We start from the raw sequence: 11,773 nt of genomic DNA, 5'->3' as shown, positions 1-11,773 counted from the left end.
CTCGCGTAAATATCTCTCGTTCGGTGCCAGGGTTCTAAACCCGGCCTAAAGTTATAGTGCATATATTCATCCAGGGAGACCCCATGGCGTGGTATACGATTGGCGAAGTGGCACAGCTCTGCGACATTAATCCGGTCACGCTGCGCGCCTGGCAGCGCCGATACGGGCTGTTGAAACCACAGCGTACCAATGGCGGGCACCGCCTGTTCAACGACGCCGATATCGATCGCATCCGTGAGATTAAACGCTGGGTGGATACGGGCGTGCAGGTCAGCAAGGTGCAAAAGCTGTTGATTGAAGGTAACAAAGAGCAGCAGCAGGACTGGAGGGAGCGTCAGGATGAGGTGTTGCGCTATCTGCAAAGCGGGCGTATCGAACGCCTGCGTCAATGGCTTAAAGAGAGTACCCGTCACTACCCTGCCCGCACGCTGGTCAATCAGCTTATTACACCGCTTCGCCAGCGCCTGGACAGCTCGCAGCCAACGTTTTGCGCCATGCTTGGCATGCTTGATGGCGTACTGATTAACACCATCGCGCTGACCCTCGCCGCCTCGCGAAAGAGAGCAGGACATGATGCGCTGGTGGTGGGCTGGAACGTTAACGATATCACGCCATTGTGGCTCGAAGGCTGGGTCGCCTGCGAACAGGGCTGGCGAGTCGATGTGCTGGCGCACTCCCTTGTACAACTGCAACCCTCGCTGTTTCCCGGGCAAACGCTGCTGGTATGGTGCGGCGCAATTTCAGCCCCACAGCAACGGTTGCAAATCCAGCGTTGGCAGGAGCAGGGCTACGCGATCCGTTTGTGTTCAAATTAATGGTTCATTAACAACCATGCTTCGCAGTATAATCCTTTAATTAACATAAGGAGCACACTATGAAGCCAGCTAAACTTGCCGTTGTGGCGCTATTTCTGTTCATGGCCGTAAGCGGCATTGGCGGCGTGATGCTTGCGGGTTATTCGTTCATTGTTCGCGGCGGTATCGGCTAAGCCTTTGGCTCAGGCGCTCGAATGCCCGATCGACGATCACCGCGGCCAGCGCCACCAGCACCGCCCCCTGAATCACATAAGCCGTATTAAAACCGCTCAGGCCGATAATAATCGGCGTTCCTAACGTATTGGCTCCGACCGTTGAGGCAATAGTTGCCGTACCGATATTAATAATGACCGATGTTCTGATCCCCGCCAGCATCACCGGCGCGGCCAGCGGCAGTTCCACTTTCAATAAGCGCTGCCCCTGGCTCATCCCCATCCCCTGGGCGACAGCACTCACCCCGGCAGGTACCGATGCCAGCCCCGCTAATGTCCCCTGTAAAATTGGCAGAACGCCGTAGAGGATCAGGGCAATAATCGCCGGTTGTTGTCCAAAACCCAGCACCGGTACCGCAATCGCCAGCACCGCCACAGGAGGAAAGGTTTGCCCCATCGCCGCGATGGTTTCCACCAGCGGGCGAAACTCTTTGCCGGCTCCGCGCGTAACGGCAATCCCTGCGCTGATGCCAATCACCACGGCTATCAGACTGGAGACGCCCACCAGCCAGAAATGCGCCAGCGTCAGGGTGAGAAAACTCTCCTGCAGGTAAAGCGGGCGCGACTGCTCCGGAAACAGGATGCGAAACAGGGGCTCGCTGTGCGGCAAACCAAACAGTAACGCGATAAACAGGCCGACAAGCCACAGCAGGGGATCACGCAGATATTTCACCGTCGCCCTCCTTGCGCAGGAGATCGGCAAAATGCAGCGAACCGCAAATCTCGCCCTGCTCGTTGGCGACGGGAAGCACCAGACTCCGTTGCGCCACAAACTGCGATAATGCCTCGCGCAACGACATGGATTGCAGCAACGCCTCCCCCGGCGCAGGTTCCGCTTTGCGCTGATAATCCCCCACCTGACGCAGGGAAAGCAGCCGAACGCCCAGCTCGCTCTGGCCAAAAAAGGTACGCACGAAATCATTCGCCGGCTGGGTCAACATCTCCAGCGGCGTGCCCTGCTGCACCACTTCGCCGTTATCCATCAGGATCAAGCGATCCGCCAGGCGCAGCGCTTCATCAATATCATGAGTCACCAGTACAATCGTGCGCCCCAGCAACTGGTGGATACGCCGCATCTCCTGCTGCAGCGCGCCGCGGGTGACAGGATCCAGCGCGCCAAACGGTTCATCCATCAACAGCACTTCCGGATTCGCCGCCAAAGCACGGGCGACACCCACGCGCTGCTGCTGCCCACCGGAAAGCTGGTGCGGATAGCGATCGCGTAGCGCGGGCTCCAGCCCCAGTAAAGTCATCAGTTCATCAACCCGCGACCGGGTACGCGCTTTCGGCCACTTCAGCAGTTGCGGGACAGTGGCAATATTCTGCGCGACCGTCCAGTGGGGAAACAGCCCAATCGACTGGATGGCATAGCCCATCCGCCTGCGCAGCGCCAGCAACGGTTGCTGGCGAATATCTTCCCCGGCGAACCGGATAGTCCCGCTGTCATGCGCTTCCAGACGGTTGATCATCTTCAGTGTGGTCGATTTCCCCGATCCGGAGGTGCCAATCAGTACCGTAAATGCGCCCTCTCTGACATGCAGGGTGAGATTTTTTACCGCGGCCCGTTCGCCGAAATATTTACTGACCTGTTCAAACTCAATCACCCTGCTCTCCTTCTAATAACGCGATGCCAAGACTAAACAGCGCATCGGTTATTACCGCTAACGCCACAACCGGGATCACTCCCAACAACACTAAATCGAGCGCACTGCTGAGTAATCCCTGAAACACCAGCGCGCCAAACCCGCCTGCGCCAATCAGCGCCGCCACAACCGCCATCCCGACGGTCTGAACCGCCACGACGCGCAGGCTGCGTAATAAGACCGGCATCGCCAGCGGCAACTGAACCTGCCAGAACCGTTGCCCGCGCCCCATTCCCATCGCCGTCGCGCTCTCCAGCACATCCGCCGGCACCTGCTGCATGCCGGCAACCACCCCGCGCACCAGCGGCAATAAGGCATACAGCACCAGCGCTATCAGCGCAGGGGTGAGTCCCGTTCCCGCCACGCCAACTCGGGAGAGCCACGGAAATTGCTGCACCAGCCCGGCGAGCGGTGCTATCAGCAGGCCGAACAGGGCGACGGAGGGAATGGTCTGGATAACGTTCAGCACAGCGAAAACCCGGGTCTGACGCGCAGGATGGCGCCAGCACCAGAGACCGAACGGAATGCCGATCAGCAGCCCCGGCAGCAGGGTGCCAAACAGCAAGAGAAGATGCTGTTGCAGCGCATCGTCGAACACATCCTGGCGATTGGCGTACTCCTTCAGCAGGGAGAGCTCGTCAAGCTTACCCAACCAGAGCAACAGACAGGGAAGCAGCCAGATTTGCGCATTGAGCAACCAGCGCCAGGCGGTACGGGACGTCAGTCGGCGAATGGCGTCGCTACTCGCCAACAGCGCCAGCATCAGCCACAGCCAGACCCCGCTGCCGGGAGAGGTGCGCGCAAGCGGACTGCCGCTTTCGGCGAGGCGTATTGCCGCATCACCAATGGCCCACAACAGCAGCGTAAATACGCCCTGCGCCAGTAGCAGAGTGGCTATCGCGACATATCGTCCACGGATAAAACTGAGCACGATAAACAGGAGCGGAACACCCCACGCCAGAAGCAGAGAGCGGGGCCAGATCTGCCAGAGGGCGCGCGCCTCGCCGGAAACCAGCCGATTAGGCGCATAATTCCCAAACGGCAGCAGCGCCGCAGCCAGCGCGATAAGCGCCAGCAGCAGCAACACACGATTTTGACAACGAATCAAGACGTTATACCCGGTTTACTTAACCAGCCCCTTCTCTTTCAGGTAATCGGCCGCCACTTTTTTAGCGTCGACGCCCTCGACCGCAATGCGGGCATTAAGCTGCTGAAGGGTCTTCTCATCCAGGCTGGCAAAAACCGGTTGTAACCAGGCGTCTATCTCCGGGTACGCTTTCAGCACGGCTTCACGCACGACGGGCGCCGGAGCATAAATGGGCTGTACGCCTTTGGGATCGCTCAGGGTCTGTAACCCCAGCGCCGCTACGGGCCCATCGGTTCCGTAGGCCATCGCCGCATTGACGCCGGAGGTTTGCTGTGCGGCAGCTTTGATCGTTACCGCCGTGTCCCCACCCGCCAGCGACAATAACTGCGGCTGGTTAAGTTTGAAACCATACGCTTTTTCAAAAGCGGGCAGCGCATCCGGGCGTTCGATAAACTCAGCGGAAGCCGCGAGCTTAAAACTCCCGCCCGCTTTCAGATAACGGCTGAGATCGTCCAGAGAAGTGAGTTTATTTTTATTCGCCAGATCCTGGCGTACCGCAATAGTCCAGGTATTGTTAGCAGGTGCAGGTGTCAGCCAGATAAGGTGATTTTTATCGGCATCCAGCTTTTTCACCTTTTCATAGCCCTGTTGGGCATTTTTCCACGCGGCATCGTTTTCATCTTTGAAGAAGAACGCGCCGTTACCGGTATATTCCGGATAGATATCCAGCTCACCGGAAGTGATCGCCCCGCGCACGACAGGCGTGGTGCCGAGCTGAACTTTATTCACCGTTTTAACGCCGTGGTTTTCCAGAACCTGCAAAATGATATTGCCCAGCAGCGCGCCTTCGGTGTCGATTTTAGATCCCACTTTTACCGGCGAAGCGGCCTGCAGCGGCAGGCTCACGGCTGCCAGTAGCGCCAGCGAACCTGCCCATCCTTTTAAACCCACCATAGTTTTTTCCTCGTTCTTTTTCACGTTCCTGAGAAAAAAGCGTAGTCGATCAATCCCTTTGTGGCACTTTTAACGGAATAGTCAGCGCACTGGCGGCGAAATAGAGTAACGCAATGACCCACAGCGTTCCTTCCACGCCGAGCGGGCCGACGCAAATTGTGACGATCATCGGCCCGGCAAAGTTGCTCAGGCCGGAACCCAGATTAAGACAGGAGATTGCGGCACCTTTGTTTTCCGGCAGCAACGCGGGAATTAATGCGCTCAACGGGCCAAAGGCGCCGAGACCAATGGCGTAAATAGCCAGTGCGGCAAACAGCGCCGTCTCGCTGTGACCAAACAGCACCGGCGCGTAACAGACCGCCAGCGACGCCGCGCCGCAAAGCGTACCGGAGAAAAAAACCACCGTTTTGCGCCAGCCGATGGTATCGCCCAGCCAGCCGAAGAAGTATCCGGCAAAGATGTTCAGCACATTGACCAGCCCCCAAATGGTGAGCCACTCCTGAATGCTGAAGCCAAAGCGCGGTAAATAGACCGGCATCAGGATCACCAGCGAGAATTTACCAATATCGTTGATGGTTTTGACCAGCACCGCCAGACGCATCTTCGGCTCGCGGGTCAGAACCATCAGCCCTTCAGCCAGCGCAGGTACAAGTTTGCTCCCGGACTGGCGCTCCGGCTGCGCCCGGTTAAGCACCAGCGCGCAGCCGCTACCAGCCAGCACAAACACAAACCCCACCAGCAGGGTCGTGGTCTCCCCGCTGCGCGAGATCATAAAGCCGGAGAACCATGGCGCGATAATGGTCATACCGACGCCGAAGGCAATCCAGAACCAGGAGACCGCCCGCCCGAGGATGCGCGTTTCACAGCACTGGTTAATCCACACCAGAAACGAATAGGCAAACAGCGGGTAAGCCACGCCGCGTAAGGCATAGCTGGCGACCATTAGCGGATAGTTGCCGCCAGGCAACGCCCAGAAGATAAACGGCACGGAGCCGAAAAAATAGACCAGCGTTGCCGCCCACATCAGGCGACGAATGCCCAGAACGCCTGCGCCAATCCCGGAAAACCACGAAACCAGCGCCACACAGAGGCCAAATACCGAGGACATCATGCTGATATCATGGGCATCGAAACCACGCTGCTGTAGCAACGACGCCAGCCAGCTCTGCTCTATCGTCGCGCCGGTAATAAACAGAAAGACGCCAATAAAGCCCCACAGAAGCTGACGTGGAAGCCCAATTTTCGCCCAGATTCCCTGCTGAATGTACACGCTATGTTCAGTCATAAATGCCAGTAAAAAAGTAAGCCCGGCGCTTATAGATGCCGGGCGGGTTAGTCGTTACGCGTTCTTGAGTCGTACCGCGCGCTCTTTTGCTTTCATCAGGCTACGGTTGACGCAGCCCACGGTGTTATCGCCCCAGCACTGCTCATAAGGCAGGCCCGTCAGCGCTTCAATGACCTCTTTGGTTTCGGCGGTCACGGTCGCTTTGCTCCCTCCCTGCTTCAGGCGCGCCACTTCTTCATTGAGAATGGCGTGGGTGCGGCCATTAACCCGGAACTGGAACGCTGACCAGATCCCCCAGACGGTGAGGATCACCGGCAGGATTATCATGATGGCGAGGATCATATTTATTGCAGACTGCGGCTGGCTGGTGTGCCCGGTGACAAAGCCGGACATTTGCAGCGCCACACCCACCAGGAAAATAGAGAGCGCCTGGGAGGCTTTACGCAGCAGGCTCATAAAACCTGCGAAGATCCCTTCACGACGGTTACAGGTGAGGATTTCATCCACATCTGCCACGAAGGTGTAGTTATTCCACGGAATGGAGTAGATGCCGCCCCGCGCCAGACCGGCGATCCCGGCGGCGAGGTAAAGCAGCGCCATGCTGGTTGAACCGCTCAGATAGGTCACGCTGAACAGTGCGAAAGCGACCAACGCCATGCTGGCCTGGGTCGCAAACGCGCGGGAGGGGGAGTAGCGCAACGTCAGCCAGGTGGCGACGCCGACGCCAAAGAATTGCAGGCCGTTGATGGCGCTGAGCAGATTCGAAGCCACCACCGATGAGGTCGAAAGCGCAAAGACCACAAAGTAGGTAAAGACGGAGTTAAAAATATCCTGCCCAACGGAGCCGCCCAGATACATCCCCAGATGGGAGCGGAAGGTTTTGATCTTCAGGGTCGAGACAAAGTCGTAGTAGATATTAAAAATACGCTCTGAGAGCGGCAGTTTCTCCTCAGTGACGATAGTGCGTTCACTCTGTTCAATCTCTTCCAGCGAACGTTCCCAGGTGCCGAAATAGACAAAGAACAGCACCACCATGAAGGAGGCGGTGAAAATCAACCCGGCGTACAGGAAAGAGTCAGCCGAGTCGGAACCAAAGTAGTTGATCAAACGTCCCGGCAGAAACGCTGCCGTGAAGCCGGCAAACTGCGCGATATACATACGGGCGCTGGTGAGCTTCGAACGTTTGGTAAAATCTGAAGTCATTTCCGCCGACAGCGTGTCATACGGGATCAAAATCATCGAATAGACGATTTCGAACAGGATATACACCAGCAAATACATCCAGTAGTTAAACCCGTCCACCCACAGCAGGCTGTAGACCGACACCAGCGGAATACTCAGCAGCAGAAAGAAACGGCGGCGGCCAAATCGACGACCGAGCCAGGTTTTATGGAAGTTATCGGAAATGTAGCCCATCAGCGGACACATAATCACATCGACAATACGCGCAACCGCAAACAGCGACCCGGCCTCAATGGGCGTCAGGCCGCAGAAAGTGGTTAAGAAGAACAGCAACCAGGCGCTGACCAGCGTAAAAGCCCCGGAACCAATTACATCCGCAAGGCCGTAACAGATATAGTTATGGAGTTTTATCTCCCTGACTTTTTTTATCATTTTCCATCCCCTTAGACTGACATTGGGCGGTAAGGGCCCCAGAGCCGCACCGCCGCTCTGAATGCTTACTTGCCGTTGTCCATCACCACGTCCTGTTCGTGCCAGCCCGCAGGCAGCGGCGAAGGTCGGCAAACGTTGAACTCCCGTAATACCAGCCCGGCAACGCCGCTGGCATACAGCGCCGGAAGCCCGCCGGGATAGGGTTCAACGCCCCACGCCCGCCCGCTCTCCGGATTGACCAGATAGGCGTTATCGCGCCCCATACCGGTTGGTCTCGCCGGGTTGCACGGCGGACGGACATCAAAACAGCCCTGCTCCTGCGCATCACCCAACACCTGCTGCAACTGAACACCGTTGAAAACGATGTCGTGAATATCACCGGGCGTTTCGCTGTGCAGATTGATAGCCCCTTCGCTGATGCCGGAAAGGTTGCTGAAGGTGATGTTCTGGATCTGCCCGGCGGGGATCTGCGGGTCACGGCGACGCGCGGAGAGATAAACCGGATCGGCCTTCCCCCAATGACATGGATGACCGTGACGGCAGTCGAAAAGGATGTTGCTGAAGCTCATCTGGCTGAACAGGCCGCCGTCGCGTGAAACCAGGCCGATACCACGATTGGATTCAAAAATCGTACAGTTACTGACGATGATGTGGCTGATATCCGCCGCCGTTTCTGTGCCGACTTTGATAGCGCAGCTTTTCGAGCGAATAATGCAGTTGTTCACCACCACATGCCGGGTCGGCTGCTGTAGTGCGGGGGTTTTACGGGTGGTTTTCAGGCAAATGCCATCATCGGCGGCGCTGAAATAGCTATCGCTGATATGAACAAACTGGCAGCTATCGAGATCCAGCGCGTCGGTATTGGAGAGTGTGAGATCGTTATCGATAGTCAGGCGATGAATAAACACATGTTTACAGCCGACCAGGTGTGCTGTCCACATCGGTGAATCAGCGAGGGTGATATCGCCTATCCGTACCTGTTCGCATCCCTCCAGCACCAGCAGACGCGGACGCTGTTCGGCAGGCTGGCGATAACCTTGTTCATCGGCCTCTTTCGCAAACCATGCCGCCGCATTGCCCTCGACGCGCCCTTCGCCACTTATTGTCACCCGTCGTTGGTTACGGGCGTAAAGCAATGCCATATGCGACAACTCGGCCATGGAGAGCGTCAGGTCAGCAGGATAGTCCGCCGCGTTAGGGCTCGCGCGCAGGCAGGCGCCCGCCTCCAGATGCAACGTAAAGTGCGAAGGCAGCACCAGCGTACCGGTCAGCCAGATACCCGGTGGAACGGTAAGCGTACCGCCGCCCGCTGCGGCGAGGGTGTCTATCATCTGCTGCAACTGTGCCGTAACCGGGTGCGTACCGGTGTTATCCAGCCCGGCATGTTCAAGAGAGAGTTTCATTGCGCTACCTGTTTGATTTGAGATAGGCGCATTTAACGAAGTTTCAGCCCGCCGCTGGCGCTCTGTTTCCAGGCTTTTTTACGTAATAGTGAAAATCATCACGTCCACCCGGCGGAGGACAAATGGCTTTTGACGACGCGCACAAAATCGGCAGCACAGGTGAAGGAGAATTGCGTTGAAGTTCACATTTTCACGGATGAGGGGAAATAAAAGAGCGAGCAAAATGGGGGTGACGGCGAAATGTTATTGCAGAAGGTGATGCCGTTCACGGAAGTGGGAAATGGGTGGAGGATGGGGATTGATTTTTGGTTGGTGAGGTGGTTTTCCCCTCACCCCGGCCCTCTCCCCAAAGGGGCGAGGGTGAAAATCAGCGCAGTTCTTTAATAGCTGCACGGACGATCCCCTCTCCCCTTTGGGGAGAGGGTTAGGGTGAGGGGTGAGGGCCTACTTCAGCTCAAACGTCCCCTGCTTCACGCGCGCAGAATCCACGCCGATAAAGACATTAAACTTGCCCGGTTCCGCGTCATATTTCATGCTCTGATTCCAGAACTTGAGCGCTTCTACGTCAATCGGGAAGCTGACAGTCTGCGTTTCGCCAGGTTTCAGCGTCACTTTCTCAAACCCTTTTAACTGCTTCACCGGGCGGCTCATCGAGGCGGTGACATCCTGTAAATACATCTGGATGACCGTTGCCCCTTCACGTTTACCACTGTTAGTGACCTCCACGCTGGCGGTGACTTTACCCGTGCGCGTCATGGAAGGTGCCGACATTTTCACATCTGAAACTGTGAAAGTGGTATAGCTCAGGCCGTAACCAAACGGATACAGCGGCCCGTTAGCTTCATCAAAGTAACGCGAAGTATATTTGTTTGGTTTATCAGCATTATACGGGCGGCCGGTGTTCAGATGGCTATAGTACACCGGGATCTGACCCACGGAGCGCGGGAAGGACATGGGCAGTTTGCCGGACGGGTTGTAGTCGCCAAACAGCACGTCGGCAATGGCATTGCCCCCTTCCGTACCGGCAAACCAGGTCTCCAGAATGGCATCCGCCTGTTGATCTTCTTTGACCAGCGCCAGCGGACGACCGTTCATCAACACCAGTACCAGCGGTTTACCGGTGGCTTTCAACGCGGCAATCAGGTCACGCTGGCTTTGCGGGATCTCAATACTGGTACGGCTGGAGGCTTCATGCGCCATCCCCTGCGCTTCACCCACAACCGCCACCACCACGTCGGACTGCTTCGCGGCGGCGACCGCTTCATCGATCATCGCCTGTGGCGAACGCGGGTCAACCTTCACCGCTTCTTCATACTGATTCAGGAAGTCGACAATGCCTTTGTCGTTAGTGACGTTCGCGCCTTTGGCATAAACCACTTTTCCGCTATCGCCCAGCGCATTTTTAATGCCGGTCAGTACCGTAACGGATTGACTCGCCACACCCGCTGCAGACCAACTGCCCATCACGTCACGCTTGCTGTCTGCCAGCGGCCCGACGACCGCAACGGTGCCCGATTTTTTCAACGGTAGCGTGTCGAGACGGTTTTTCAACAGCACCAGGCTTTCACGCGCCACTTCACGCGCCTCTTTACGGTGCAGGCGGCTTTCGGCATTGGTATCCTGTGGGTCAGACTCTTTCGGCCCCAGGTGGCTGTAGGGGTCGTTAAACAGCCCCATATCATATTTGACGTTCAGCACATGGCGCGCGGCGTCGTCCAGCTCCGCCATCGTCACCTTGCCAGACTTCAGCAGCCCCGGCAGATATTTACTGTAGTATTCATCGCTCATACTCATGTTGATGCCGGACTTGATCGCCACACGTACTGCATCTTCCGGGTCGGCTGCCGTACCGTGTTTAATCAGTTCCTTAATCGCACCGTGATCGGAAACGGTGATGCCTTTGAAGCCCCATTTATCGCGCAGGATCTCCTTGAGCAACCAGGAATCGGACGTCGCAGGCGTGCCGTTCAGTGAGTTCAGCGCCACCATTACCGCGCCGCTGCCCGCATCCAGCCCTGCTTTGTAAGGCGGCATATAGTCGTTAAACAGACGCTGAGAACTCATATCGACGGTGTTGTACTCTTTCCCGCCTTCTACTGCGCCGTAGGCGGCGAAGTGTTTGACGCTGGTCATAACCGAGTAGCGATCTGCCGGGCTTTTACCCTGCATCGCTTCAACCATGGTTTTGCCCATTACTGAGGTTAAATAAGTATCTTCACCAAAGCCTTCAGAAGCACGGCCCCAGCGCGGATCGCGCGAGACATCGACCATCGGCGCCCAGGTCATGTTCAGGCCGTCATCCGCTGCTTCATAAGCGGAGATGCGCCCCACGGTGCGCACGGCGTCAAGGTTAAAGCTGGACGCCAGGCCCAGGCTTATCGGGAAAACGGTTCGCTGGCCGTGCAGTACATCGTAGGCAAAGAAGAGAGGGATTTTAAGGCGACTGAGTTCCATCACCTGATCCTGCATTTTGCGAATGTCCTGGCGAGTGACGGTGTTAAAGATGGCGCCCACCTGCCCCTCTTTAATCATCTCGCGGATCGCCTCTTTCGGGTTATCCGGCCCGACGCTAATCAAACGAAGCTGGCCGATTTTCTCATCAACCGTCATCTTAGTGAGTAACTGCGTCACAAAGGCATCACGCGCTTCGGGGGTCAGCGGGTGATTGCCGAAAAGATCGTCCGCCAGCGCGGGTTGTAGCGCCAGGCTCACAGCGACGCCTACAGAAAAGAACCATTTCATGTCGTTAGTCTCTTTATT

10 protein-coding genes are annotated in these 11,773 nt (G+C 56.9%); 2 read left to right on the top strand and 8 right to left on the bottom strand.

Annotated elements, in window-relative coordinates; all coding sequences use genetic code 11:
* Positions 1–83 precede the first annotated feature (83 nt).
* Positions 84–815, top strand: a complete 732-nt coding sequence (locus tag VSR74_RS14975) for a MerR family transcriptional regulator (RefSeq protein ID WP_347795448.1) — start codon at positions 84–86, stop codon at positions 813–815.
* A 59-nt stretch (positions 816–874) separates the two neighbouring features.
* Positions 875–988, top strand: a complete 114-nt coding sequence (locus VSR74_RS14970; protein WP_015963773.1) for a protein YohO — start codon at positions 875–877, stop codon at positions 986–988.
* Here VSR74_RS14970 and VSR74_RS14965 read toward each other — a convergent pair.
* The 8 genes from VSR74_RS14965 to bglX all read right to left on the bottom strand — a co-directional run bounded on the left by VSR74_RS14965 (position 963) and on the right by bglX (position 11,755).
* Positions 963–1,700, bottom strand: a complete 738-nt coding sequence (locus VSR74_RS14965) for an ABC transporter permease (protein WP_347795447.1) — start codon at positions 1,698–1,700, stop codon at positions 963–965. The two genes, VSR74_RS14970 and VSR74_RS14965, sit on opposite strands and share 26 nt — an antisense overlap.
* Complete coding sequence (locus VSR74_RS14960; RefSeq protein ID WP_347795446.1) at positions 1,684–2,631, bottom strand: ABC transporter ATP-binding protein; 948 nt, start codon at positions 2,629–2,631, stop codon at positions 1,684–1,686. The genes VSR74_RS14965 and VSR74_RS14960 overlap by 17 nt, the downstream gene beginning before the upstream one ends.
* On the bottom strand, positions 2,624–3,778 hold the full coding sequence (locus VSR74_RS14955) for an ABC transporter permease (protein ID WP_347795445.1): 1,155 nt from the start codon (positions 3,776–3,778) through the stop codon (positions 2,624–2,626). Before VSR74_RS14955 ends, VSR74_RS14960 begins: the two co-directional genes overlap by 8 nt.
* Before the next feature lie 15 nt (positions 3,779–3,793).
* Complete coding sequence (gene osmF / locus VSR74_RS14950; RefSeq protein WP_347795444.1) at positions 3,794–4,711, bottom strand: glycine betaine ABC transporter substrate-binding protein OsmF; 918 nt, start codon at positions 4,709–4,711, stop codon at positions 3,794–3,796.
* Between the two features lie 49 nt (positions 4,712–4,760).
* Entirely contained in the window at positions 4,761–5,996 is a 1,236-nt protein-coding gene (locus tag VSR74_RS14945) for an MFS transporter (protein WP_347795443.1), read from the bottom strand.
* Between the two features lie 54 nt (positions 5,997–6,050).
* Entirely contained in the window at positions 6,051–7,610 is a 1,560-nt protein-coding gene (locus VSR74_RS14940; protein WP_347795442.1) for an MFS transporter, read from the bottom strand.
* Positions 7,611–7,675: 65 nt separating this feature from the next.
* Positions 7,676–9,013 carry a glycoside hydrolase family 28 protein gene (locus VSR74_RS14935; protein WP_347795441.1) on the bottom strand — a complete coding sequence of 446 codons (1,338 nt, stop codon included), beginning with the start codon at positions 9,011–9,013 and terminating at the stop codon, positions 7,676–7,678.
* 444 nt (positions 9,014–9,457) lie between these two features.
* Positions 9,458–11,755 (bottom strand): beta-glucosidase BglX, encoded by a 2,298-nt coding sequence (gene bglX / locus VSR74_RS14930; protein ID WP_347795440.1) that lies wholly within the window; start codon positions 11,753–11,755, stop codon positions 9,458–9,460.
* Positions 11,756–11,773: the final 18 nt, after the last annotated feature.

Source organism: Pseudocitrobacter cyperus, from assembly GCF_039889165.1.
GTDB lineage: Bacteria > Pseudomonadota > Gammaproteobacteria > Enterobacterales > Enterobacteriaceae > Pseudocitrobacter > Pseudocitrobacter cyperus.
The sequence above is the reverse complement of the archived record's forward strand: the minus strand, read 5'-3'. Positions and strand labels throughout refer to the sequence as shown.